At 62.2% G+C, this 23,534-nt stretch carries 29 protein-coding genes and 3 tRNA genes; 31 read left to right on the forward strand and 1 reads right to left on the reverse strand.

Annotated features, from left to right (window positions below; genetic code table 11):
* Window positions 1-70 precede the first annotated feature (70 nt).
* The 28 genes from CGK93_RS14095 (at window position 71) to CGK93_RS14220 (ending at window position 18,906) form a co-directional block, all read left to right on the forward strand.
* On the forward strand, window positions 71-466 hold the full coding sequence (locus CGK93_RS14095; protein ID WP_089595375.1) for a hypothetical protein: 396 nt from the start codon (window positions 71-73) through the stop codon (window positions 464-466).
* Between the two features lie 2 nt (window positions 467-468).
* Entirely contained in the window at window positions 469-699 is a 231-nt protein-coding gene (locus CGK93_RS14100; protein ID WP_089595376.1) for a hypothetical protein, read from the forward strand.
* A 164-nt stretch (window positions 700-863) separates the two neighbouring features.
* Window positions 864-1,196, forward strand: a complete 333-nt coding sequence (locus CGK93_RS24655; protein WP_442857047.1) for an HNH endonuclease signature motif containing protein — start codon at window positions 864-866, stop codon at window positions 1,194-1,196.
* The gene (locus tag CGK93_RS14110; protein ID WP_089595378.1) at window positions 1,193-1,420 is read left to right on the forward strand and encodes a hypothetical protein; all 228 of its coding nucleotides are present in this window, start codon (window positions 1,193-1,195) and stop codon (window positions 1,418-1,420) included. The genes CGK93_RS24655 and CGK93_RS14110 overlap by 4 nt, the downstream gene beginning before the upstream one ends.
* Before the next feature lie 28 nt (window positions 1,421-1,448).
* Window positions 1,449-1,721 carry a hypothetical protein gene (locus CGK93_RS14115; RefSeq protein WP_157731828.1) on the forward strand — a complete coding sequence of 91 codons (273 nt, stop codon included), beginning with the start codon at window positions 1,449-1,451 and terminating at the stop codon, window positions 1,719-1,721.
* A gap of 520 nt (window positions 1,722-2,241) precedes the next feature.
* Window positions 2,242-2,712: a hypothetical protein gene (locus tag CGK93_RS14120; protein WP_089595380.1), complete on the forward strand. Its 471-nt coding sequence runs from the start codon at window positions 2,242-2,244 to the stop codon at window positions 2,710-2,712.
* Between the two features lie 77 nt (window positions 2,713-2,789).
* Window positions 2,790-3,041, forward strand: a complete 252-nt coding sequence (locus CGK93_RS14125; RefSeq protein ID WP_089595381.1) for a hypothetical protein — start codon at window positions 2,790-2,792, stop codon at window positions 3,039-3,041.
* 257 nt (window positions 3,042-3,298) lie between these two features.
* Window positions 3,299-3,371, forward strand: a tRNA-OTHER gene (locus tag CGK93_RS23610).
* A gap of 67 nt (window positions 3,372-3,438) precedes the next feature.
* A tRNA-Ser gene (locus CGK93_RS23615) sits at window positions 3,439-3,519 on the forward strand.
* A 6-nt stretch (window positions 3,520-3,525) separates the two neighbouring features.
* Window positions 3,526-3,598, forward strand: a tRNA-Leu gene (locus tag CGK93_RS14130).
* Between the two features lie 93 nt (window positions 3,599-3,691).
* Window positions 3,692-4,177 (forward strand): hypothetical protein, encoded by a 486-nt coding sequence (locus tag CGK93_RS14135; RefSeq protein WP_089595382.1) that lies wholly within the window; start codon window positions 3,692-3,694, stop codon window positions 4,175-4,177.
* Window positions 4,170-5,471, forward strand: a complete 1,302-nt coding sequence (locus CGK93_RS14140; RefSeq protein WP_232481325.1) for a PBSX family phage terminase large subunit — start codon at window positions 4,170-4,172, stop codon at window positions 5,469-5,471. The genes CGK93_RS14135 and CGK93_RS14140 overlap by 8 nt, the downstream gene beginning before the upstream one ends.
* 106 nt (window positions 5,472-5,577) lie before the next feature.
* Window positions 5,578-5,832 carry a hypothetical protein gene (locus CGK93_RS14145; RefSeq protein WP_089595383.1) on the forward strand — a complete coding sequence of 85 codons (255 nt, stop codon included), beginning with the start codon at window positions 5,578-5,580 and terminating at the stop codon, window positions 5,830-5,832.
* A 9-nt stretch (window positions 5,833-5,841) separates the two neighbouring features.
* A complete protein-coding gene (locus CGK93_RS14150; protein WP_157731830.1) occupies window positions 5,842-7,416 on the forward strand; it encodes a phage portal protein in 1,575 nt (524 codons plus the stop codon).
* Complete coding sequence (locus CGK93_RS14155) at window positions 7,373-8,524, forward strand: phage minor capsid protein (protein WP_157731832.1); 1,152 nt, start codon at window positions 7,373-7,375, stop codon at window positions 8,522-8,524. Before CGK93_RS14150 ends, CGK93_RS14155 begins: the two co-directional genes overlap by 44 nt.
* Before the next feature lie 26 nt (window positions 8,525-8,550).
* Window positions 8,551-9,270, forward strand: coding sequence for a hypothetical protein (locus CGK93_RS14160; protein ID WP_089595386.1), 720 nt, complete (start codon window positions 8,551-8,553; stop codon window positions 9,268-9,270).
* 15 nt (window positions 9,271-9,285) lie between these two features.
* Window positions 9,286-10,239, forward strand: a complete 954-nt coding sequence (locus CGK93_RS14165; RefSeq protein ID WP_089595387.1) for a major capsid protein — start codon at window positions 9,286-9,288, stop codon at window positions 10,237-10,239.
* Between the two features lie 20 nt (window positions 10,240-10,259).
* Window positions 10,260-10,571, forward strand: coding sequence for a hypothetical protein (locus tag CGK93_RS14170; protein ID WP_089595388.1), 312 nt, complete (start codon window positions 10,260-10,262; stop codon window positions 10,569-10,571).
* Between the two features lie 15 nt (window positions 10,572-10,586).
* On the forward strand, window positions 10,587-11,012 hold the full coding sequence (locus tag CGK93_RS14175) for a hypothetical protein (protein ID WP_089595389.1): 426 nt from the start codon (window positions 10,587-10,589) through the stop codon (window positions 11,010-11,012).
* Window positions 11,005-11,322, forward strand: coding sequence for a hypothetical protein (locus tag CGK93_RS14180; RefSeq protein ID WP_157731834.1), 318 nt, complete (start codon window positions 11,005-11,007; stop codon window positions 11,320-11,322). The genes CGK93_RS14175 and CGK93_RS14180 overlap by 8 nt, the downstream gene beginning before the upstream one ends.
* Window positions 11,323-11,330: 8 nt before the next feature.
* Window positions 11,331-11,663 carry a hypothetical protein gene (locus CGK93_RS14185; protein ID WP_089595391.1) on the forward strand — a complete coding sequence of 111 codons (333 nt, stop codon included), beginning with the start codon at window positions 11,331-11,333 and terminating at the stop codon, window positions 11,661-11,663.
* Window positions 11,664-11,670: 7 nt separating this feature from the next.
* Window positions 11,671-12,132, forward strand: a complete 462-nt coding sequence (locus tag CGK93_RS14190; protein ID WP_089595392.1) for a hypothetical protein — start codon at window positions 11,671-11,673, stop codon at window positions 12,130-12,132.
* Between the two features lie 50 nt (window positions 12,133-12,182).
* Complete coding sequence (locus tag CGK93_RS14195) at window positions 12,183-12,884, forward strand: phage tail tube protein (protein ID WP_089595393.1); 702 nt, start codon at window positions 12,183-12,185, stop codon at window positions 12,882-12,884.
* Window positions 12,885-12,972: 88 nt separating this feature from the next.
* The gene (locus tag CGK93_RS14200) at window positions 12,973-13,413 is read left to right on the forward strand and encodes a DUF7426 family protein (protein WP_089595394.1); all 441 of its coding nucleotides are present in this window, start codon (window positions 12,973-12,975) and stop codon (window positions 13,411-13,413) included.
* A 179-nt stretch (window positions 13,414-13,592) separates the two neighbouring features.
* Window positions 13,593-16,244, forward strand: a complete 2,652-nt coding sequence (locus CGK93_RS14205) for a hypothetical protein (protein WP_089595395.1) — start codon at window positions 13,593-13,595, stop codon at window positions 16,242-16,244.
* Window positions 16,234-16,992 carry a hypothetical protein gene (locus CGK93_RS14210; protein WP_157731836.1) on the forward strand — a complete coding sequence of 253 codons (759 nt, stop codon included), beginning with the start codon at window positions 16,234-16,236 and terminating at the stop codon, window positions 16,990-16,992. Before CGK93_RS14205 ends, CGK93_RS14210 begins: the two co-directional genes overlap by 11 nt.
* A gap of 9 nt (window positions 16,993-17,001) precedes the next feature.
* Entirely contained in the window at window positions 17,002-18,084 is a 1,083-nt protein-coding gene (locus tag CGK93_RS14215; protein WP_089595397.1) for a hypothetical protein, read from the forward strand.
* A 3-nt stretch (window positions 18,085-18,087) separates the two neighbouring features.
* The gene (locus tag CGK93_RS14220; RefSeq protein WP_089595398.1) at window positions 18,088-18,906 is read left to right on the forward strand and encodes a hypothetical protein; all 819 of its coding nucleotides are present in this window, start codon (window positions 18,088-18,090) and stop codon (window positions 18,904-18,906) included.
* Here CGK93_RS14220 and CGK93_RS14225 read toward each other — a convergent pair.
* Window positions 18,899-19,258 (reverse strand): hypothetical protein, encoded by a 360-nt coding sequence (locus CGK93_RS14225; protein ID WP_157731838.1) that lies wholly within the window; start codon window positions 19,256-19,258, stop codon window positions 18,899-18,901. The genes CGK93_RS14220 and CGK93_RS14225 overlap by 8 nt on opposite strands.
* A gap of 77 nt (window positions 19,259-19,335) precedes the next feature.
* Between CGK93_RS14225 and CGK93_RS14230 the strand changes: the two genes are divergently transcribed.
* From CGK93_RS14230 to CGK93_RS14240, 3 genes are all read left to right on the forward strand, one after another.
* Complete coding sequence (locus CGK93_RS14230; protein ID WP_089595400.1) at window positions 19,336-19,806, forward strand: hypothetical protein; 471 nt, start codon at window positions 19,336-19,338, stop codon at window positions 19,804-19,806.
* Entirely contained in the window at window positions 19,806-21,275 is a 1,470-nt protein-coding gene (locus CGK93_RS14235; RefSeq protein WP_157731841.1) for a polysaccharide deacetylase family protein, read from the forward strand. Before CGK93_RS14230 ends, CGK93_RS14235 begins: the two co-directional genes overlap by 1 nt.
* A 71-nt stretch (window positions 21,276-21,346) precedes the next feature.
* The gene (locus CGK93_RS14240) at window positions 21,347-23,524 is read left to right on the forward strand and encodes a polysaccharide deacetylase family protein (protein WP_089595402.1); all 2,178 of its coding nucleotides are present in this window, start codon (window positions 21,347-21,349) and stop codon (window positions 23,522-23,524) included.
* Window positions 23,525-23,534 lie beyond the last annotated feature (10 nt).

Raw genomic sequence — 23,534 nt, forward strand, 5'->3', positions numbered from 1 at the left:
TCGCCCGCAACCTGGGCCTACTCCCACCCGAGCAACTCCAAACCATCCTCACAGAGAAAGAACCCAAACGATGAGCGCACACCTGGACGCAACACCCATCTACCGCATCACAGAGGAAATCCTAGGCGAGCGACTTCGCCAGCACGCCAAATGGGGCGAGCAGAACCACAGCAATGGCACTGGGCCTCATGAAGTACCGCTCATTGGCCTGTGGTACCGCGCAGACGCCTCTGACCCGCTTGAAGACTTCGATGCTAAAGACATCGCCACCGCAGCGAAGGCATCGACAGACCACGCAGCGAAACAAGGCACGCTCACTTACGCTGACATCTTCCTCGAGGAAGTGTTTGAAGCTTTGGCCGAGGGCGACCCTGAGAAGCTGCGTCTGGAACTGATCCAGTGCGCTGCCGTCGCCACAGCGTGGGTCGAGAAGATCGACCGAGACAAAGCGAAGGCAGAGGACTGATCGTGACCAAACAGAAGACCAAGACCATCCCTGTAGACGAGTTGGTCATAGGCGCGAAGTTCATTCCTGCCGGAAAGAAAAGGGCGGTCGAGATCCTGAGTATCGCGGACTTCACTCCGGCCCGGCTGGAAATGGTGTGCACCAGCCCTTATGGCACGAGCATCGTCTACGTTTCCCGTTACGACACCGTCGAGGCTGTCATTCCTGCCACGATGAAAGCGGCTACGGCATGACCGCGGATCGTATCCCTGCCCTGCTTGAACCCATCCAAAACCGACGCCCTTCTACCCTTGAACGCTTCTGGTCAAAAGTGGTCAAGACCAGCGGATGCTGGGGGTGGAAGGCCGCTATCCGCGCTGACGGGTACGTGAACTTCTGGGACGGCGATGCGAGGAAGATGAAACGCGCTCACCGGTACGGGTATGAGGCTGTCAACGGGCCAGTTTCTCCGGACTTAGTCCTGGACCACCTATGCCGGAACCGAAGCTGCGTCAACCCTGACCACCTGGAACCTGTTACGCAACAAACCAACGCCCTCCGAGGAATTGGGTTGCCGGCCATCAACGCTGAAAAGACACACTGCGTCAAAGGGCATGAGCTTGCAGGCCAGAACCTCTACATGGAAGGCACTGGCCGGAGGTGCGTTGCCTGCAGGAAAGATGCGGCAAGGCGGTACGAGGCGCGAAAGACGAGGGTCCGGTCAAGGGCCGCGCTCGGAGGTGAAGCATGAGCCACCAGACCTCTGAGGAAGCCCTTGACGCCGGGGTGGACCTGAATGAACTCATGGCCGGCGAATGGAAACCCACACCCGTGGACCCGCCCGTGGCCACCGGGTACGGCACGAAACACACCGACCTACTCACCGGCGCACAAGTCGCCCGGGAGTTCGACAACACCGGCCGGTTACTCAACGAGTGGCGGAAAGCCCCGGCGGAGACAAATGGGTGCCCGTGAAGCTCTACACCACCTACCGGAGACAAGCGTGAGCCGCCAAGAAGCTGCAGCACGGGCGATAGCGGAGCAGGACAGGCGCCGCCTGAGCTCGTTCCACCAAGCACAGGCACGGGACGCACTCGCCGCCGCTGACGCGGTGATGTTCTCTGACGAAGCCATGGAACGGGCGGCAGTGGCCCTCTACAACTTAGAGTTTCCATGTTCTCTAATAACTGATCTGTCGGAACTTCTGGAATGGCGTCGAGAACAGTTGTTACATCAGGCCAGCATCGTGGTGGCTGCTTTGAAGGGAGAGCAATGAGCCGGGCTAAGCGTGCGTGTGATTGCGTCTGCCACAAGCTGGGCTACGTCTCCTGTGGTGGCGGGTGACCAGACGATCCACTCTGGCATGCGGCCGAGCAGGAGCTCGCTGACGACTACGAGAGGAATGAGCATTGAGCGCGGTAAGCCGCCTCGAATACCGGGCGGATGCAGTAACCACGCCTGCGTCTGCTGGACCGCGCCACCGCCGCCGTGCCTGAAGTTCCAGTACTACTTCACATTCCACTGCGCCAGGTGCGGATGGGAGCGCCACTCTCATGACCGCCCGCCACTACTCCATAACGGGAGTAAACCACGATGAGGCAAAGGAGCCGTCATGTACTACTGCCCCACGTGCAGTCACCACCACGGGAAGGAAGGTGCCTGGCTGAGGTGCGGGGCGGTGGTGCATGACCGGGCCACGGACGGGGCGAGTAAGTGCGGGTGCGTTGGGGAAATCGCCCGCTTGAAAAGTGCCCAAAAATAGGGAATTGTAGGGAGTTTTCGCCTATAATTGGACTATGACTTGTGGCGCATGCGGTGGGGGAACAGGCGACGGACAACACCTCTGCGCGAGGTGCACGCAACTACTGGAGCAAGACCTCGCAGAGCTCAACGAACTGTGGGACGACCTCCAGGTCACCGTGGCGAAGCTCGACAAGGGAGCGGACAGCGTTGGCACCTCTGGAGGGCACGCCGGATCGTCCGAACCCATCAACCTCACCGCATCCGACAGGGCACGAACCCTCACGGAAATCCTCATCGGCTGGGCCCATGCACTCGGCCACTCCACCCACACCGCGCTCCAAGCCTCCGACGTGCTGTTCTCACAGATCCGGGAAGTACGCCGGCAGGATTGGGCGCCGGTACTGAAAGAGGAACTCCACACCACCATGGGCAATGCCGGGCCGCCACGGACCGGGCAGCGGAGCTTATTGTTATCGGCCGGTGCCAGACCGTCATCGAGGGCCTGCGCTGCCCCGATGAGGTGAAAGCGGTACAAGGCCAGCCGACAGGCCGGTGCCGGACCTGCGGAGAAACGGTAGACGTCCAGGAACACCAGCTATGGATGATCGCCAGCGCCTGGCACATCACGGAACCACTGCCGCACATCCTGCGGGCACTCAAGCACTCCCACCACCTCAGCATCCCGTTGAACCGGGTAGAGCGCTGGGTGGACCGCGGCAAGCTCCAGCCAACCGCCCGGACCAAGCGCGGGAACCTCTTCACTCCGGCTGCTGTGATCGAAGCGTACCGAGGAACCCCCACAGGGAAGAGGGACACAAGGATGAATTCCCTACAAATCCCCCACATTCCCTAATTTTGTGGGTATAGTTTTCTTAGAGTGCGATTAGTGGCTGAAAAGCCACCACGCGCACGTAAAGACTTGAGGCCCGGACAGCACCCCCACAGTTCCGGGCCTCAAACACATGTACCGCACCCAAGGGCAGGGCGTTGCCAAGCGGGTGTAGGACCGTAACCGTCCACGCACGGCGGGAACCTGAGAACGGTTCAACTATCCCACCGAGTACAAATTGAATAGCGCCAACCGGATGCACATGAGCTCCGGGTGGGCATGGGAGTAGAAGAGGCAAGGTGCCAGGGCTGGCTGTAAACCAGTCCACGGTTGGTTCGATTCCAACTGCTCCCACGGGAGTCATCCCCTACGAGGGACCTCCACCCCCGGCCCCAAGCAGCTAGCAGCGGGGCCGGGACTTGGAAGTTACCCCAACGGTGGGAAGCTGTCTTGAAAACAGTGGCCGGTGAAACGGTAGCGGGTTCGACTCCTGTAGCTTCCGCAATAGGGGTCTCTAGTCCAACGGCAGAGACGGCAGCTTCAAAACCTGCACAGTCCCGGTTCGAATCCGGGGAGACCCACTAGACGGCGAACACCCCCGGCCAACATCAGACCGAGCGGGGCGAGTCAGTACCCGTCGCACACTTACACAACTGGAAGGCGGTGACTCGTTTGTGCCTGCGAGCAAATACACCGAAGCCCAGCGAGCCGAAGCCATTGAGCTATACCGGACAGACGGACCAACCGCTGTAACCGAACAACTCGGCATCCCCAAGCAAACCGTTCAACATTGGGCCCGCAAGGCTGGCGTTCGGACGGTCCGAACCTCTTCCACGCGTGAGGCGACAGAAGCCCGCGCTGTGGACCTCAAGGCCAGGCGCCAGGAACTGTCTGCGCTGCTACTGGAGGATGCTCACCGGTTGCGTGCCCAGTTGTGGGAGCCTGCCCGCTTGGTGTCGTTCGGCGGTAAGGACAACACGCTGGCTGAAACGATGCTGGATGAGCCGTTGTTTGTGGATAAGAAGAACATCATGTCGTCGGTGTCCACGGCCATGAACACTGTGGTGAACATGACGAAGCTTGATCAGGACAACGGTGTGGGTGAGGTTGTTTCGATGCTGGACAAGCTGATCGGGAATCTGGGTGTTCCTGATGAGTGAGTTAGTGACGGTGGATCGTCCGCTTGGTGCTGAGGTGCCGGCGGATGTGATCAGTCCGAAGCAGCTGCATTTCATGCGGAACTCCTTCACCCGTGTGAACGTGTGCGAAGGGTCCATCCGTTCGGGCAAGACCATCATCACGCTTCTCAGGTGGTTGGTGTTCGTGGCTCGTGCGCCTTTCGGTGGTGAGCTGGTCATGATCGGACGCACCCGTGACGCTATCTGGCGTAACTGCATCGGACCCCTGCAGAACGTGCAACTGTTCGGTAAGGCCGCGTTCCAGGTTGTGGGGAACTACGGTGCCCCAACGGTCCGGATCATGGGACGTGTCGTTCATGTCCTTGGCGCGTCGGATGCGAAGGCTGAGAAGGTCATCCGCGGTATGACCGTCGCCGGCGCGTACGTGGATGAGATCACGGTCATCCCGGAAGAGTTCTTCACCCAGCTCCTCGGCCGCATGTCGGTGCCGAAGGCGAAACTGTTCGGCACCTCCAACCCTGACTCCCCCGCGCACTGGCTCAAGCGGAAGTTCCTTGACCGCATCGGCACACTCGCTGACTGGTCCTCCTGGCACTTCACCCTGGACGACAACCCGGCCCTGACTGAGGCGTACAAGAACAGCATCCGCCAGGAGTTCACCGGGCTCTGGTACCGGCGGTTCATCCTCGGTGAATGGGTGGCCGCTGAAGGCGCCATCTACGACATGTGGGAACCGGAGAAGCACATCATCCCATGGGATGACCTCCCGGAGATGCGCCAACTCCTCGGTGTCGGTATCGACTACGGCACAACCAACGCCACCACAGCGCTCATGCTCGGCCTCGGAGAAGACAACCGCCTCTACATGGTGGATGAATGGCGGTACGACGCCGGCCAGCAGCAGATGCGATTCACTGACGCTCAACTCAGCGACGGTATCCGCACCTGGATGGGCGGGCAGCACCTGCCTTACGTGAACAGTCTCAGGCCTGAGTGGACCATCGTTGACCCCGCCGCCGCATCCTTCAAAGTGCAGCTCGCCGCTGACGGGCTCACGAACGTCATCAACGGTGACAACAACGTCCTCTACGGCATCCGCACCACAGCATCACTGCTGTCCACGGACAAGCTCAAGATCAGCTCCCGCTGTGAAGGGTTCATCCAAGAAGCCCCGGGTTATTCGTGGGACAACAAAGCCACTGAGAAGGGCGAAGACAAGCCCATGAAGGTAGCTGACCACTCGTTGGATGGTGGCCGGTACGTGATCGCTACGACTGAGACGAACTGGCGGGACTGGGTAGACCTCGCCGCCTAGCCTTTACCCGGCGCAACGGCCGGGCGAGACCGTTGCAACGCTGGACCCCGCCAAGGTGCACCAAGGCGGGGCCTGGCACAACCACTCACACCACCTTGGGGGAACTATGGCCGAATACACCCTGATGCCAGAGACGCACCTCGACATCACAGAGCATGGCGAAGTGAAGTGGTTCAAGGGTTATGGCGCTGTGCCTGTCGCTCCCTTTGAGGGTGAGTGCGAACACTTCGGCCGCGAGGTCATCGCGTGGGGCTGGGACGCCAAGCACTACGAATTCGTCCAGTGCTCTGACTGCCTTTCCCGCTCCTGGAACACGGACCGCGGTGTGGTCACTACCCCGTGGATGCAACCCAAAACTTAGGAGGCCATCTTGGCACTGCCAGTAAACGGCACCGAATGGCCGCCCACCGAACACACCACCTTCCTTGACGCGTACCACGTGTGGAACGCTTGGTACGCGAACGACCCCGGCGCACTCTCCAACACGTATGTGGCCCCGCGCCGTACCGGCATCCTCAACCGGGCGTTGGAATGGTTCTGGACCCCAAAGGACTCCGATGGTGAGTCCGGGCTGGTGAAGCTCCACATCCCCGTAGCCTCTGACTTGTGCCAGGTGTCCGCTGATCTGCTGTTCGGTGAGCCTCCCACGTTCACTGTGGAGGAACCCAAGGGCAAGAACAAGGCAGCGCAGGAGCGTCTGGACCTCATCACCGGCGCCGGGCTGGATCAGACCCTTGTGGCCGCCGCTGAGGTGTCCGCGGCGCTGTCTGGGGTGTATTTCCGTGCCACATGGGACGCCACCCTGTTCGAACACGTGTTCATCACGAAGATGGACGTGGACGGTGCCCTCCCGAAGTTCCGGTACGGGCAACTCGTGTCCGTCATGTTCTGGCGCATCGTCAAGACCCAAGGCCAAGTGGTGTGGCGGCACGTCGAAGAACACTCCCTCGATTCGTTCGGCATCGGCGTCATTGAGCACGGCCTGTTCGAGGGCAACCATGCCAGCATCGGGCAGCGCGTCCCACTGACGGAGGCCGACGCCACGAAGCACCTTGTGGACGTCGTGGACAGGGATTCGAGGATCACCACCGGCACAACCGGTCTCGCTGTCACCTACGCACCGAACATCACCCCTAACCGTCGCTGGCGGCAAGACCCCATCGGCGCGAACCTCGGCCGGTCCGACCTTGACGGTGTTGAGCCGCTCATGGACGCCCTCGACCGCACCTACTCATCCCTGATGCGTGACCTGGAGCTTGGCAAGGGCCGGCTCATCGTCCCGCAGAACATGCTTACCGACCTTGGCGCGGGTAAGGGTGCAGCGTTCAACACCGACCGTGCACTCTTCACCGGTGTGAAGGCCGCCCCAGGCACGGCCGCGGACGCGAAGATGTCCTTGGAGCAGGTCCAGTTCAAGATCCGGGTAGAAGAGCACCTGGCGATTGCTGCTGACCTGTTCGGGCAGATCATCCGCACCGCCGGATACTCGTCCCAAACCTTTGGTGAGAAGGACGAAGCCGCCGGCGACGTCACAGCCACAGAGGTAACAGCGAAGGAACGCCGGTCCTACTCCACGAGGGACCGGAAGATCCGGGCCATCAAACCCGCCCTCGAAGGCATCCTGTCCAAGGCGCTGGCCATGGACGCCATCCTGTTCCCCAGCGGGGCAACGGCTGTCCCTGTGACGGTGCAGTTCCCTGACGGTGTGCAGGAAACCATGGAAGCCCTCGCCCGCACCGCCGGGCTGTTGAAGGCTGCTGAGGCTGCGTCACGGAAGACCATCATCCAGATGCTCCACCCTGACTGGGATTCGGAGCAGGTGGATGAGGAAGTGGCCGAGATCCTTAGGGAGCAGCCGATCATCGCTGACCCATTCGCACACCCGGAGGATGAGGACGACGATGGCACAGACCCAGCAGCAGGAGAGCCTGCCGGCGACAGTTAGCGCCACGGCCGCTGCGGTGACTTTGGTGTTCGTGGCTGGTGAGCAGGAAGTACTCACCGGCTCCGCCCAGCTCATCCGTGCCGCGATCGATGACCAGTCACAGGTGCCGGGGTTGCAGGGCAGGCTGTGGGGGTTGGCTCAGGGCGTGTCCCGCTCCATCCTCCGCAGGGTCCGGACGTTGGCCACTGGGGCTATGCAGGTCGCTTCCCGCAACGGCGATGTTACCGCTGTGCGGGAGATCCAGGCACTGCAGCGTGCCACGGAGGACTTCATCGCCTCGCCCGTGTCTCGCATCCCCTCCCATCATGCCCAGTCATCGGCGGCCATCGCCAACGACCTGACCGACTCGCTGGCCTCCGCGGCGCACCGGATCACCCGGTTCGCTGACGACGCCTACCGGGCGGCCACGGTCAACGGCACACTGGTGGGCATCAACCCTGCCCGGGACATCATCCGGGACGCCACAGCCCGCGCAACACTGGCCGAAGCGCAGGCACAGGCGTGGCGTCAACTCACCTCCCGCGGCATCACCGGCTTCACCGACTCCGCAGGGCGTCAGTGGAACCTTTCCTCCTATGTGGAGATGGCCGTTAGGACCGCAACACAGCGGGCGTACAACGCATCCCACAAAGCGAGGATGGAAGCCGCCGGCATCACCCTCTTCACACCCTCCACCACTGGCCGGCCATGCAAGCTGTGCGCCCCTTGGGAAGGCAAGGTCCTATCGGATCAGGGTGAGGCGGACGTGGTCCAGGACGGGCACCGGTTCCGTATCAGCGCCACGGTGGAGGAAGCCATGGCCGCCGGCCTGTTCCACCCGAATTGCGAACACACGCTCACGGCGTTCTTCCCCGGCGTCACGGTCCTCCGCACCACGGAATGGACTGACAGGGATGAGCAGGCATTCAAGGACACCCAGAGGCAGCGAACCCTTGAGCGGGCCATCCGCGGCGCCAAGCAAGCCCAAGCATCCGCACTGACTGACCTTGACCGTGCCCGCGCTGCCCGGCGTGTCCGTGAGCTCCAGACCCGGATGCGTAACCACCTCGCAAGGACCGGCCTCAACCGTCGTTCCCGGCGCGAACAACTAGACCTCGGCAACAAATAACACTCACAACCGTCCAGGAGGACACCATGCCCCGACGTAAGACCATCCACGGCATCGACCTGACCGCACCTGGCGGACTTGAAGCCTTGTTCGCTTTCCGGCGTGCACAGTTCGGGGACGCCCAGATGAACGCCAACGCCGGTGACGGCGGCGGCGACGCACCGCCCGCTGGTGATGCTCCCCCGGCCGGTGACAACCCTCCCGCACCCGCTGGCGACGCCCCTCCTGCCGATTCTGGTGCTCCGGAGGCCCAGAAGGTGGAAGAGCTCCCCGCCTGGGCTCAGAAGCTCATCACGGACACCCGGAAGGAAGCCGGCGATGAGCGGGCAGCGGCGAAGACCCTCGCCGCGCTCCAGAAGGTTCTCAACCCTGATGCGAAGGGCGACGAAAAGCCCGACGCGGCGGCCCTCACCCAGGCGCTGGCCGCGAAGGACGCCGAAACGGCAGCCGCCAAACGTGAACTGACGGTCTTCAAGATCGCCGCGAAACAGGGCGCAGACGCTGACGCCCTCCTTGATTCCCGCGCCTTCCTGGCGAAGATCGCGGACCTCGACCCAACCAAGACGGCCGACTTTGAGAAGGCCATCAAGGATGCGGTCAAAGACAACCCCAAGCTCAAACTGGTCCTGGCGGCCGGCACGGGCGGAGCAGACTTCACCGGCGGGCCCGGCGAACTGCACCACACCGACGCGTCCAAAGCGAAACCGGGTCAAGCCCGCATCGCAGCGGCGTTCAACTCCAACTAGTAAAGGAAACCTCCAATGGCTGTAACCCTTGCCGAGGCCGCCCCGCTTATCCCCGATAACCTGCAGCGCGGCGTCGTTGAAACCTTTGTCCAGGTCTCCCCCGTCCTGGACCGTCTCCCCATCAAAGGGATTGGCGGCAACGCCTACTCCTACAACACCGAAGGCACCCTCCCGGGTATCGCTTTCCGTGGCGTGAACGAGGCATACACCGAATCCACGGGCACCTTCAACCAGCGCACCGAAACGCTGTCGATCATGGGTGGTGACGCCGACGTTGACAAGTTCATCGTGGCCACCGGCTCCCAGCTGAACGATCAGAAGGCGCTCCAGACCGCGGCGAAGGTCAAGGCCGCTTCCTACAAGTTCCAGGAGACCTTCATCAACGGTGACATCACCGTGGATGCCAAGGCCTTCGACGGGCTGAAGAAGCGCCTTACCGGCGCCCAGGTCCTGGACGCTGCCACGAACGGCATGGGAGTTGTGGCTGGTGGCCACGACTTCTTCGATGCTCTGGACGCGCTGATCGCATCCGTGCCGGGCCTGAACGGTGCCAACGGTGCCCTGTACACCAACTCAAAGATCATCGGCAAGGTCCTTTCCTCGGGCCGGCGCCTCGGTGGCACCGAGATGGTCCGCGAGGACATCACCGGCAAGCGCGTCGCCATGTACAACGGCGTCCCGCTGCTGGACATCGGCCAGACGGCCGCCGGCGCTGACATCATCGGCCAGAACGAAACGCAGGGCTCTTCCTCGCTTGCGTCCTCGATCTACGCCGTGAAGTTCGGCGGCGACGAGAACGATCAGGCTGTTACCGGCCTGGCATCCAACGGCCTGCTGTACCCGGCGGCCTACGACCTGGGCGAGCTGCAGACCAAGCCCGCCTACCGTGTCCGCATCGACTGGTACTGCGGTCTGGCTGTCTTCGGCGGCAAGGCAGCAGCCCGCCTCCGCGGCGTCCTGAACTCCTAACCCGAAAGGAAACCAGCATCATGGCTGTTTCGAAGGAAACCGAGGCCAAGACAACTCTTGACTCGGATGTGACCAAGCCGTCCGTTACCGCCCCCGGCGACGGCCCGGCGGACACCACGGACCCGACTGAGCGTGCCACTTCGGTGACGCCTCAGCCCGGGGATGAAGCGTTCGCTGTGGGTACCGTGAACGCGGTCAAGCCCCTGCCGAAGGCTAAGGCCCCCGCGAAGGGCAAGGAACGCACGGAAACGTACGAGGCGGTCAAGCCGGACGGTTCCACCGTCAAAATTGAGCGCAACATCGAGACCGGCGAATCCAAGATCGTGGAATAACAGGGAGGGGCTGCAGTGATCATCTACGCAACTACGGGGGACCTGGAACAGTGGGTCTCTCCGGCGCCAGCGAACGCTGCAGCCCTTCTCCGTTCGGCCTCCATTCTGGTCCGCACAGAGACCATGACGGCCGTGTACGAAACCACGGAAGACGGCGCCCCAACTGAGCCCCGGCTGGTTGAGGCTTTCCGGGACGCGACATGCGCCCAAGTGAGGGCATGGAACGGGATGGGTGTGGACCCGTCCACCGCTGGTGTCCCCTCGGCGGCGCCCGTGAAGTCCAAGAAACTGGGCTCGGGCGGTTTTGAGTACGACACCTCAGTGCATTCCTCCGTGACCGCCTTCCAGGCGAAGAGGGAAGCAGCCGCCCAGATCTGCATTGAGTCGGTCATGATCCTCCAGCAAGCAGGCCTCACGCCGGGCGGTGTCCGCCATGGGTGAGCTTGACGACTTCTACGTGCACACGGTGACCGTGGAGACGTTCGAGGGCACAGGCGCCTACGGTGACGTGTACAGCGCCCCTGTGGTGGTGCCTGGCTGGTTGGAGGACAAGCGCCGGCTGGTGCGGGACAAGAACGGGCAAGAGGTCATTTCCATGTCCCAGTTCATGTGCGACAACGCCCACCTGGACAAGTTCACCCCGGACTCGCGGGTGACGCTCCCCCGCCGGCAAGCGTTCGTCATCGGCGTGGCCGACCTCAACAGCGGCGCCCTTGACCTTCCGGACCATCTGGAAATCGACCTCACCTAGGAGCGGCCATGGGCGAGACCTTCAGCGTGCACCTGGACCGGATCGATGAGGCTGTTGAGGCTGCCATCCCCGGCGCCGCGTTCAAAGCCATGGAGCACCTCCGGCAGGTAGCAGTGAACCGCACGCCCCTGGATGACTCCCCTCTCCGGTCCTCCGCCTACGTGGAAGCCACCCCGGACGGCGCGGACGTCGTGTACGACTCCGTTTACGCCCGGTACCAACACTACGAACACCTCCACCATGAGGTAGGTGAACGGCTCTACCTGTCCACGTCGGTGGTCAGTGAGACCCCCAAGGTGATCGGGATCCTGACCGCGGAATTGGGGAAAGAGATAGGATGACGGCAGGATGAGCTACGAGAAAGACTTCCTCACCGGCATCGCCCAGATGATCGCTGACAACGGGATCGCCACTTACAAACCGAGTGGCGTCTACAGTGCTGGGGAAATCGGGATTGTCTTTGGCGGCTGGCCCCAAGCCCCAGACCGATGCATCACCCTGAACTACACCCCAGTGACGGACCAGACCGCCTCCGCCTTCGGCCGCGGCATCCTGGATTTCGGTTTCCGCGGCGCCCCTGGTAACCCGTTCGGCCCCTCCGATCTCGCCGTGCCAGTGTTCGACCTGTTCCACGGCATGCGCAACTACAAGCTCGGCACCGCCGAAGTCATCCAAATCCTCCGGGACCACGTGGCCCCAATGGAAACGGACGGCAACCGGCGCAGCAAACGCTTCGACCTGTACTACGTGGATCTAGGATCACCCCCACAAAGTACCGAGACTAACCAAATACCCTTCATGGCCCCGTAACTCCTACGGGGCTTTTTCTTTGCCCGAAAACAGCCCATAGGAGGCAAACCATGTCCGCATCCCTCGCCCGCCGGTTCAAGACGGAAGTATCCGCTGACGGCATCAACTGGCTCCCCTTCAAGGGAATCACCGACTTCGCGCCCACAGAGAACCCCACCACCCAGTCCACCGCCGACTACGACACAGACGGTTGGGACTCCTTCGAGAAGACCCTCACCGGCTGGCAGCTCGTGGTGAAAGCCAACCGCAAGGTCAACGCCGGCGTGTTCGACCCGGGCCAGGAACTCGTGCGTGCCCGCCAGTACAAGTTCGGTGACGACAACCGCATCTACGTGCGCTACTACGACCGCGACGGCGCCCCGGAAGCACGCTCCGGCCGCGCACTCGTGGAGTGGAACCAGTCCAAGACCGGCGTTTCCGACATCGAGGAAGTCACCGCCACATTCAAGGGTGACGGCCCGTTGGAGGACATCGACAACCCGCACGAAGACGCTGACGCCCCGGTTGTTTCCTCCGCCACGCCTTCCGGCGCCGCTGCTGGCACCACGGTGACCATCCAGGGCGCCAACTTCACCGGCACAGTCCCCACCAGTGGCGTGAAGTTCGGCGCCACCAACGCGTCCAACTGGCAGGTCATCTCCGATTCGCTGATCTCAGCTGTCGTCCCTGCAGGCGGCGCCGGCGCAGCAAACATCGTCGTGACCAACGCCGAAGGCGCTTCCACCGCGTTCCCGTACACCCGCGGAGCGTAACCCCAATACCGGGAGGCGGGCTTAGTGAGTGGGCCCGCCTCCCGCTCCACCCATAACACTCACATCACACTCACAAAGGATTCACGCCATGGCATTGCGCCCCTACGAAGACGTCATTGGCCCGCTGGTCATCCCGTACCGCGGCAAGGAATACACCCTCCCCCAGGTAACGCTGGAGGACGGCCTGAAAATGCACGCCTCCGCGGACAACACCACTCCCCTGTCCATGGGTGAGCTGATGCGGATCATCATGGGTGACACCGCACAGCAAATGCTGGATGACAAAGTACCCCCCGCCGTCGTGGACCGTGCCCTATGGGCCGGTGTGGCCGACTTCCAGCAAGGACGCGAAGCAGCGGAGTTGGTGTGGGAGAACGGCGTCCCAAAAGCACTGATGGAGGAAATTCTCCAAGCAATCCAACAGGCCCGGACGACCCCAACGGCCGCGGCGACTACGACGAAGCCACCGGCCTCTGGGACTGGTACGCGAAACCAGAAGAAGAAGGCACGTCGCTCTCGTGGCAGGTAATTCTCAGCCACTTCAAGCTCATCGTTGCTGACTTCGCCTCGGAGTACGGGATCCGCCTCCACCGCGACCCGATGTCATGGGCTGAGTTCCGGGATCTTCTCCACGGCCTGCTGGCTGCTGACACCCGGCTTTGGCGTGCTACCCGCCCCGAAGACGACGAACCACCGAAGGAGTAGCCCATGGCCGGCCCCACTACCGCTGGATCGATTGATGCGAAACTCACGATTGACAAATCTGAGTGGAACCAAGAGCGGGATGAGGCCAAGCGGGACGCCGTAGAGCTCGGCGCACTGAACCCTGAGATCAAGGTAGACGCGAACGTTGGCCCTGCCTTGGCGAAACTTGCCGCGGTGGCCAAAGCTGAGCGGGATCTCGAAACCGCGTACATGCGTTCCACCATCGCCCAGGAGAAACTGGGGGTCATCACCAAGAAGCATGGTGAGGATTCCTTGCAGGCTGCCTCCGCACGCCTGGCGTTGAAGCGGGCACTGGATGCTGAGGCCGATTCTGAGACGAAGCTGGCGGCGGCCAAGGGTAAGTCAACGGTTGAGCATGAGCGTTCCACGGAGTCCGTGAACCGGGCGGCCAACGCTCACCGCCGGCACATCTCCGGGTTGCAGGTCTTGCTGGCTATGTCCCCCGCGATCATCGCCGCAGCAGCCCCTGTGGCTGGTGCTGCTGTCGGGCTAGGTGCCGCGTTCGGCATCATGGCCGTCTCCGGTGTCATCGCCATCAAGGGCATCAAAGACGAGATGGAGAAGGGCAGCGAGACCGGCAACAAGTACGCTGCCGGGCTTGGCTCCCTGAAAGCGAACCTTGATTCCCTCGGCGGTACGGCGGCTGACCGGATGTTGGGGTCCTTCAACCGCACCATTGGGGACATCAACACCCGCATGCCAGCCTTCACCATCGCTGTGGGTGACGGCTCCGCCGCCCTTGGCAACATGGGCGGCACAGCCCTCCGGAACGTCTTGGACGGGCTGGGGGCCATGAGCCCGCTCTTGAAGGCCGGGGCGGTGGAGCTGTCTGGCTTTGTAAGCTGGCTGACTCGCTTCTCCGAAGCCCAGGGGTTCCAAGCCTTTGTGTCCTACGCGACGGCTAACCTACCCCCGGTGATGGGCATGATTGAGAAGCTTGTCACCCTCGGCGGGAACATCCTGGCAGCGTTCGCGCCTCTGGGTCCCGTGGTGATTGGCTTCATCTCCGGCACGGCGGACGCCCTCAACAGCGTTCCCCTGCCGGTGCTGGCTGGAATCGTCACGACCGCTGTGCTGATTGGCCCGGCGCTCCGGATCGCTTTCGCGCCCGGCGTGGCAGCCCTGATCATCTCCGTGGCCCAGGCCATCGGACTCACCGGTGTCATGGCGAACCTGGCCGTCCCCGTGGTGGGCGTTCTTACTGCTGTGATCGCCGGTATAGGTGTGGCCGCGGCAACATCCGCTATCGGTACGGCCGCCGGAGCCCAGGCACTCCAGGACTACGGCGATGCTGTGGAGCGGGATAACGGCCTGATCGGTGAGAATGTTCGCCTCCAGGCAGCCCACGCAGCGACGACTAAGGAAATGCGTGACGCTGCGGACTCCCTCGGGATATCCACGGAGACTGTGTTGCGGGCCATGCTTGGTGAGAAGGACGCCCTTGACACGGTCAACGGGTCCCTGACCATCAACACGGACCGGATCAACGCCAGCCAGCGCTCCGGCGAGGCAATGATTGACACCGCCACCCGGTTGACGGAAGCCAAGAAGACCCTCACGGGCGGGATCGAGTCCAACTCCGGGTCCATCCGAAACAACATTGACGCTTACCACGCCTACAAGGACGTGGTGGGCTCCACCACCGACGCCCTGACGGATGAGGCAGTGGCCTTGCAGGCCAGTGCCAGCCAGTACGGCGTCTCCGTGGCTGTGTATCAGCAGGCCTCTGACGCGCAGGACAAGGCCAAGCTCAGCACTGAGGGCCAGACGGTGGCCTTACAGCTCCAGAACGACGCTGCGGGGCTCCTGAGGCAGGCGTGGGACCTGTTGAATGGTTCGGTTCTGTCCTTGGATCAGGCCAACACCCGCTCAGCGGCCGCCACGAACTCCCTGACGGCCTCGTTCCAGCAAAACGGGTTGGCGATCACGGGAACCTCTGAGGCGGTTGTAGCGAACCAGCAGGCGCTCCAGAACAAGGTTGCCACTGATCAGGCGGTGGCTGAGGCCGTAGCCAAGGCCACAGGCAAGACTGAGGAAGGTACGGCAGCGTTCGCAGCGGCCAAGGAACAGCTGGAAAAGAACCTCTCCGCACAAGGGCTCCTGACTGCGGAAGTTCAAACCTACATCGACAAGCTGTACACAATCCCGGCCACCGTGCCTAAAACGAAGGTTGAGATCGACACGGCGACTGCTGAGGCTCAACTCTTGGCACTCACCAAGCGCCGGACTATGTGGATTGATGCCATCGTTCAGCGCTCGGAGTTGCCTGACTTGAACGGTGCTGAGGTGTCCGGCTCTGGACGCATGGGCAGCTACCAGCACGGCGGCCAGGTCAACTACCTCGCGGGTGGCGGTGTGCCAGCATTCCGGCCTATTGGTACGGACACTGTGCCGGCGATGCTCACTCCGGACGAGTTTGTGATGAAGCGGGCGTCCTCGAAGTCCATCGGGCTTCCGGCGCTGAATTACATGAACCAGACCGGGGAGCTACCGCCCACGCAGCAAGCCGCCGGGGCGCAGATCAGTATCGAACTCAACGTTCACGGTGCTGAGTCGCCGCGTGCGGCAGCCCTTGAAGCCGTGGCGGAACTCAAATGGGAACTCAAGCAGGCAGGAGTGGACATTGGCCAATAGCAGGATTCTGTGGGCCGGGCGGACACTCCACGGCGTTGACCACTTCGGAAGGTGGAGGGTACTCAGGGGGCAGTTCGAGGGGTGGGACGACTCGCCGGGAATACGTGGTGAGAACGTCCCACGCCCGGACTACGACGGGGACTATGACCTGCCGATATACAACGAGGCCCGCATGCTCACCGTTGGTGGTGTGCTGGAGTCTCAGAACCGGCAGCTACTTATCTCCGGCGGGGACGCGCTGAAGAGTCGAATGGCCGGCCGCTTCCAGGTTGAGAATGCCATGGGCGTCCGATGGGCGGAGGGTAAGCGTAACTCTGCCGTCAAGTTCGTGGTGGTGAACAACAACCTGGCCACATGGCAGGCCCGCATAAAGTGTGTGGATCCCCGGAAGTTCGGTGACACGAACACGAAAACCGCGTCCGTGGGCGCCAATGCCACGAACATCTCCCACCGTGGTAACTACAACGCCACACCACAGTTCGTGGTGGACGGCTCCATGCCGGGCGGGTACATCCTCACCTTCCGGGGCCAAATCTTCACCGTGACCCAGCCTTTGGTGTCCGGGCAGCCGCATGACATCGACTACAACGATGGGCGCCTCCGGATCGGCGGGTCCATCATTCACGGCGGCGTGGGGTACGGCTTCACTCCCCTTGTGCCGCCCGGTGTGTCCACCGCGCTTTCCATCGTCCCTAGGACCACGGGCGCCGCCAACGCTACTGTCCGGTTGCTTGACACCTACATCTAAGGAGGCCCCATGGGGTGGAAATACTACTCCATCAGCACCTCCACCTGGGGCGATAAGGTCCGGCTGTTCCCCACGCAGTTCACCGGGGGCAGGGCACTGAACACCGGGTCCAGCGGCATGGCTACCTTCCATGGCCGGGACGTGCAAGTGGCCGGACCCATCACCATCGACACCATCCGGCCGCTTGAGCGGGTGCTGGTGGCTGAGTGGGACGGGAATGCCGTCTACGCCGGGTTCATCCAGAGCATCACGGAGGACCTGGACGCCGGCACCATCACCGTGAACCACACGGACATCTGGTGGTTGTGGAAGTTCCGATACCTGTTGAACGTCCACGGGGACGGGGCACAGACCGCGGCTGACGTCACTTTCAGCAACCGGACGCTGGCGACACTGGCCAACCGGATCGTGGCCAAAGGCTTGGACGCGGAACCCGCAGCACGGTATGAGCTGCCCTTGATCTTCACCGCCGACGTCGCCGGAGCCCACTCCCGCAGCTACGAAGGCTTCAAGTTCCACCGGGTGGACGACGCCTTGCAGGAAGTCATCAAGACCGAAGGCGGCCCGGACGTCGAGTTCGACAACCGGTGGGCCCTCGGCGTGGAGACCATCGAATGGGTGATGCGGTCAGGTGACCTGACTTCAGGTTTCTGGGAGTGGGACGCCACCGCACCCATGACAGATGTTCGGCGCCTCAAGCTGATCACGGATGCGTCCAAGGTCTCTAACAAGGTTATTGGCCGGGGCGAAGGCACAGGCAAGAAGATCCTCGTGCGGGACGCCTCCGCCTTCACAGGCGCCGCGCCCGCGTTGGAGCGGTCCGAGAGTTACAGCGACATGAAGGACGGCACCCAACTCCAAGCCCGCGTCACAGCGGACGTCAACAGCCGCAACGAACCAACCCAGCAACTCAGCTTCCAGATCCCAGTGACGGGTGCGGTAAAAGTTGGGGAGCTCATCCTGGGAGGAACAGCCAGAGTGAAGAGCTCCGGACTGTACTTCCTATCCGCTGGCCAGCATGACTGGCGTCTCATTCAGTTCACGTTCGACCGGGACTGGATCACGATGCAGTTCCAAGAGATCGGCGGGTGACCCTTGAGCCAAATACACAACCTCACCCAAGGTGACGTCAATGAGATCTACGAACGCCTTCGGCGCCTGGAGAACTCCACGAACCAGAGCAGCATGGGTATCGGCCGAGGCGGCATCACCGTCTCAGACGGCGGTGTCATAACCATTGAGAATGGTGGGCTTCAGGTCACTGGGTCCGCCCACATCATTGGCGAACTGATCGCTTCGGGCATCATCAACTTCACAGGCGACGTCAATATTAGCGGGCCATTGGATGTTTCCGGGTTGGTCACGTTGATGAGTGACCTTGTGGTGGCGTCCGGCGGAAAAATCACAGCGGGGTCAATCGAGCTGAACCCGGATGGATCAGCGAAGTTCGGGACCATGACGATTAGCCCGACAGGGAAGATCACCAGCGGCTCGGCTGAGATCAATCCTGACGGCTCCGCCAAATTTGGCACGATGACAATCAGTTCTTCAGGGAAGCTCACCAGCGGAACATCTGAAATCAACCCGGATGGGTCCGCCAAGTTCGGAGACACAACGATCAGCTTCGCAGGGGTCATCGACAGCGGGAACACCCTCATCGATCCAGACGACGCGAACGGCGGGTTTACTTTCAAGAGTGGCGGAGGCGTTGGAGGTAACGCTGGGGCTGTTCTCGTGCGTGGCTCTAGTAACGCTGGCCTGATAGCGGGCACCACGACGGCGTTGTTTGCAGGCTCAACTCAGGTGACAGTGGCCAACGGTTCCGTGAGGTTCGACGGGCTGCCAAGTGTCACGGGTGTTGAATCGAACGTCTATATCGACCCGACTACCGGGTCACTGAAGCTGATCACGTAGCGGGGCAGATGTACTGCTTCGCTGCAGCCGCCACAGTCAGGTGGTCCAAGGCCAGCGTGAGGTCTGAGGCGTAGTCATTCATGACGCCTTCGCGGTAAGAGTCCTTGCTGCGGAACAAGAGGTTCGCGCAGGCCTCGTACGCCTCACGCGTGAGCTCAGCGTCACTGGACTTCAAGGTTTTCAGTAGCGGGCGGAGTTCGATCAGCATCGCGTCTTGAACGGCCGTGCTCACCTGGGCGACCTGCTGAATCTCAGCCTCAACGGCGGGTGCCGCTTCGGTCACCGGCGCTGTGCAACCAGCGAGCACGAGCGCGGTGGCGAAGCTGACTGTTAGTCCCCCAATTTTCCCCATGTCCGAATCGTAATCGATCACGGCGCGAATTAATACATCTGGCCCCTACTGGGGCCTTTCTCATGCCAGGAGGCAGCATGCCGAACGTGCCAGTGACCGGCAACGTCACGGAGATCAGCGGTGATCACCTTGCCGGGATGAACCCGGAAATCCACTTCAAGCTGAACTCGCCACAGGCCAAGGCAGGGAAGATATTCCCCACTCAGATACTGACTGTGGCCCCTGCCTCCAATGGTTCTTTCACGGCCAATCTGGAGTCCACCACGGACATGATGGACGACGCCTGGTACACCGTTTCGATCCAGTGGCTGGACGCCGGCGGGAACTACGTGAAGGCGGACTTCCCTGACTGGCAGCTCCAAGTGCCCACCACGGGTGGTTCGTTCACGAACCTGTTTGGCAAGCCTCCGAAGAACACGCGCATGGTCTACGTGTCCCTGACACCTCCAGACAACCCGCGTCCTTTCGCCCTGTGGCTGAAAGCCAATCCAGCCAATGACGACGACCCTGCGAACACGTGGGTCCTTAGTGAATGGGTGAACGTCTGATGACATTCCAATGGGTATTTCTTGCGGAGCTGAAGGGCGAGAAGGGTGATCTGGGGACGTGGCTGCAAGGCCTGCTTCCGGACAACACGGACCTGAATAACGTCACGCTGACGACGCACACCGGGCTTTGGTACATCGCGAACACGGCGTCTGTGCTAACGATGACGAACCTGCCCCCGGGCGTGGTCACGGGCCCGGGCACTCTGGTTGTTGAGCGCGGCCCTGCCAGCTACGGGTACACCACCCAGACATACACCGTTATGGGTACTGGTCCGCAGCGGTGGTGGCGGCAGATGCTCACCGGTTCCACGTGGTCTGCGTGGAAGCGCCTGGATAACGGGGCGACGGTCTTGGCGGACGGCACGGACCTGAACACCCTCACTGGGTACAACGGCGCCGGGCAGTACTACATCCCGAACGAGGCGACCGCAGCCACGCTGGTGAACAAACCAGCCGGTGCCGCGAACCGGGCCTCCTATCTTGTGGTCAGGTCCGGAAACGCTTCGGGGTCCTCGTACACGGAACAGGTGTACACGGTCCTGCAGACCACTCCGTCCCGGTGGTGGAGGACGCTCATCTCCGCCGGCGTCTGGTCCGAGTGGGAACGCATCGACGGGGCCGGGTACTTTGTCCTGGACTCCGGGCATTACGGCACCCCGAACGCGTACCTGATTGACGAGTTCAACGCCCGCCACCCCATGGTCTCCACCGGCAACAAGGGCGTCGTAACTATCCGACTTGATCATGGGCTGACCGTCATCAAGACAACGATCATGCCCATGCTGAACTCAGGCGGCCGCAACTGGAAATGCCTGATCGCGATGAACTCCCGCAACTGGGCTAAGGCGGAGAACTCCGGCGCGTCGATGGCGGACGCTACGGCGTGGATTGATGCGGGCCACGAGTTCGCGAACCACACCGCGGACGGGAACGCCACCGGCACCCACAAGGATCTCGACACCAAGGCCGCGATCTGGGACGGGATCGTGGTGGGAAAGCAGGAGCTCGAAGCGCAGCTCGGCCGGCCTGTGGAGCACTTCATCATGCCCGGCACAACCAACGGCATGGGTGGCCTTTCAACCGGGGCCAGCATAAGCGCTTTCTCCAGCACCTACGCGGGCTCGCTGATCATGGCCTTCCACGCTGTGTTCTCAGGGTCCATCCCGAACACACGATTCCGGGCACTGGATGGCCGAATCAAGCAGGGCGCACAGCACTACACCATCGAGGACCAGACGGTCACGGCCATCAAGGGTCAGATCGACATTGCCGCGTCCACGAAGACGGCGTTGCAGCTCATGCTCCACCCGCGCAACCTCGATCAGCCCGGGTACCTCACGACGGCGAACCTCACTGAGATTTTCGCGTACCTCGACACCAAAATTGCGGCCGGCCAGCTTGTCGTGCTGGGCGCGAGCGACACCCACCGGGCAACTCTGGAGCCTGTCGGGGCAGCCCTAGTGCGCTAACCCACCACAACCCACACATCTTCGGGGCGGATCCATAACGGGTCCGCCCCACGCATTTAAGGAGGCCATCCGTGGCTGTTGCAGGAATTCCGGGCCTCATCCGGTGGGTGCCCAATATGGCTTACAAGGCCGGGGAGCGTGTGGCCGCCCCAAACGGCGACATCGTAACGGCCAAAGTGGACTTCACGGCAGGCGCAAGCTACAACGCTGCTGACTGGAACGCTTCCACCCAGGACGCCCGCCTTGGCGCCGTTGAGGGCAGCACAGTGCAAGCTCTCCCCCGTTGGAAGGCCAACACTGTCTACACTGCCGGTCAACTGGTGGTTTCGCCGGCCGGTGACATCGTTTCCGCTAAGGTCACGTTCACTTCCGCTGCAGCTTATGACGCGGCGAACTGGAACCTGGTCAACAGTGCCCTCAAAAAGGCCGGTGTGCTGGCAGATGGTACGGACATCAACACTCTCCGGGCCCCGGGCATCTACACGGTGGCGTCCTCCGCTTCCGCGGCCACGATGGTGAACCTCCCGTTTGCTGTACCGTGTGAGATTTGGGTGAGCAAGAACGACGCGGCCACCCTGACTACGCAGCGCACTGTGGGTATCCCGCTGTCCAACGGCAACTTTGAGCTGTGGACCCGCACCACCCGTTCCGCTTCGACGTGGGACACCTCGTGGCGGTCAGACCGCCAGTTCCAAGGCATCCTCGCTGACGGCACAAACCTGAACACTCTCCGGGTACCGGGGACGTACATCATCTCCACCGCGACGTCCGCGGCGACGATGACGGGCATGCCGACGATCAGCGGCACAGCGGTCAACAACACCGCCGTACTGGAAGTCACCACCGCCACCAACTCCAGCGCAGGCCAACAGCGGATTGAGATCTACGAATCCGATGGGGTCTACAAGAAGTTCAGCCGCATCACCCGGTCCGCGTCCTCGTGGCCCACCTGGCAGAACGACACCCCCACGCCGGCGGCTCCGGTAGTTACGGACCTGCTGCCTAATGCTGGCACGCGTCATGCCATGATCCAGCAGTTGGCCTACGCCCGCCGCGGGGCACTCGGTGTGCTTGATAAGGCAGTGGTTTCCATCAGGATGGACCACTGGCTGAATGACACATTCGCCAAGGTCCTTCCGCTGCTGGATAAGTACGACCTCTGCGCGAGCATCTGCCTCAACGTGGACAACATGGCCGACCCCCAGAACAACCTGATCACGTGGCCCCAGGTCACGGACATGGCGCTGCACAAGGGCGTTGAGATCTGGAACCACGGGTCAGACCACATCGACCACACCACACCGGAGACGATCGTTGACGCCATCGTGGGAGGCCAGTCCCGCCTACAGGCGGCTGTCGGTCCGAAGCTGGTTGTGGATGGCTGGATGTCCAACGGCTCGTCCTACTATGACAACTTCAACTTCGGGCGTGGATACAGCGCATGGTTGAACACCCTTGCCGCTAAGGCGATACAGAACAGCCACGCCTTCGCAGACGGCAAGAACACTGGCTTCCTCCAACCCCTTGATGGCCGTATCAAAATGGGGGGCTCGCACTACAGCGCAGAGGCTGGCGGTTCAGTCCCGACCATCGCCCGCATCGAAGAAGCCAAGAAGCACAAGCGCGGGATCACGATCTACTTCCATCCCGGCTCTATCGACACCGCTGGCGGGTTCGTCCTGTCGGACCTGGAGGCGCTATTCGCTTACCTTGCGGTGGAGCGCGACGCGGGACGGATCGAGGTGCTTACCGTTTCTGGAATGGGTGTTGCGGACGCTACCCATTCCCGTCGTGAGGACCTGCTGACAAACCGTCAGTTCGCTGACAGCGCGGCTAGCTGGACCGTAGGTTCTGGCTGGACGTTCCGCACTGAGGGCGGCAAGACCCTCGCGTCCGGTTCTGGGACTGCTGGATCTCTGCACCAAAACGTCAGCCTCGCGACCAACTTTGGTTGGGCTATGGGCGGAATGTGTGAGCTGGTTGTGCCTGTGAAGGCAACAGGCGGCGTTGAAGCCTCTATCCGATTGCAGGTGCACGACACCACTGATGACACCCAACTGAAGCGAGAGAAGGTTTTCACGCTTCCGGCCGATGGTTCAACCAAGTGGTGCCGGATCTTTGTCACGATGCCCGCCGAACTCAAAGGAGACGGTACCGGCTTTGTCACAACGTCGGTCCGGGCGACCTTCGCGGGTGTTTCTGGCGGGACGTTTGACCTAATGGACGAGCCGCATTTGCGGCCGGTTTAGGGAGGCCCCA

This window comes from Arthrobacter sp. YN (assembly GCF_002224285.1).
Taxonomy (GTDB): domain Bacteria; phylum Actinomycetota; class Actinomycetes; order Actinomycetales; family Micrococcaceae; genus Arthrobacter.

Coding starts and splice junctions, on each gene's coding strand:
- CGK93_RS14095 (WP_089595375.1), top strand. CDS start 71: ATGAGCGCACACCTGGACGCAACACCCATCTACCGCATCACAGAGGAA.
- CGK93_RS24655 (WP_442857047.1), top strand. CDS start 864: ATGAAACGCGCTCACCGGTACGGGTATGAGGCTGTCAACGGGCCAGTT.
- CGK93_RS14110 (WP_089595378.1), top strand. CDS start 1,193: ATGAGCCACCAGACCTCTGAGGAAGCCCTTGACGCCGGGGTGGACCTG.
- CGK93_RS14120 (WP_089595380.1), top strand. CDS start 2,242: ATGACTTGTGGCGCATGCGGTGGGGGAACAGGCGACGGACAACACCTC.
- CGK93_RS14125 (WP_089595381.1), top strand. CDS start 2,790: ATGATCGCCAGCGCCTGGCACATCACGGAACCACTGCCGCACATCCTG.
- CGK93_RS14140 (WP_232481325.1), top strand. CDS start 4,170: ATGAGTGAGTTAGTGACGGTGGATCGTCCGCTTGGTGCTGAGGTGCCG.
- CGK93_RS14145 (WP_089595383.1), top strand. CDS start 5,578: ATGGCCGAATACACCCTGATGCCAGAGACGCACCTCGACATCACAGAG.
- CGK93_RS14155 (WP_157731832.1), top strand. CDS start 7,373: ATGGCACAGACCCAGCAGCAGGAGAGCCTGCCGGCGACAGTTAGCGCC.
- CGK93_RS14160 (WP_089595386.1), top strand. CDS start 8,551: ATGCCCCGACGTAAGACCATCCACGGCATCGACCTGACCGCACCTGGC.
- CGK93_RS14165 (WP_089595387.1), top strand. CDS start 9,286: ATGGCTGTAACCCTTGCCGAGGCCGCCCCGCTTATCCCCGATAACCTG.
- CGK93_RS14170 (WP_089595388.1), top strand. CDS start 10,260: ATGGCTGTTTCGAAGGAAACCGAGGCCAAGACAACTCTTGACTCGGAT.
- CGK93_RS14180 (WP_157731834.1), top strand. CDS start 11,005: ATGGGTGAGCTTGACGACTTCTACGTGCACACGGTGACCGTGGAGACG.
- CGK93_RS14185 (WP_089595391.1), top strand. CDS start 11,331: ATGGGCGAGACCTTCAGCGTGCACCTGGACCGGATCGATGAGGCTGTT.
- CGK93_RS14190 (WP_089595392.1), top strand. CDS start 11,671: ATGAGCTACGAGAAAGACTTCCTCACCGGCATCGCCCAGATGATCGCT.
- CGK93_RS14195 (WP_089595393.1), top strand. CDS start 12,183: ATGTCCGCATCCCTCGCCCGCCGGTTCAAGACGGAAGTATCCGCTGAC.
- CGK93_RS14200 (WP_089595394.1), top strand. CDS start 12,973: ATGGCATTGCGCCCCTACGAAGACGTCATTGGCCCGCTGGTCATCCCG.
- CGK93_RS14205 (WP_089595395.1), top strand. CDS start 13,593: ATGGCCGGCCCCACTACCGCTGGATCGATTGATGCGAAACTCACGATT.
- CGK93_RS14215 (WP_089595397.1), top strand. CDS start 17,002: ATGGGGTGGAAATACTACTCCATCAGCACCTCCACCTGGGGCGATAAG.
- CGK93_RS14225 (WP_157731838.1), bottom strand. CDS start 19,258: ATGGGGAAAATTGGGGGACTAACAGTCAGCTTCGCCACCGCGCTCGTG.
- CGK93_RS14230 (WP_089595400.1), top strand. CDS start 19,336: ATGCCGAACGTGCCAGTGACCGGCAACGTCACGGAGATCAGCGGTGAT.
- CGK93_RS14235 (WP_157731841.1), top strand. CDS start 19,806: ATGACATTCCAATGGGTATTTCTTGCGGAGCTGAAGGGCGAGAAGGGT.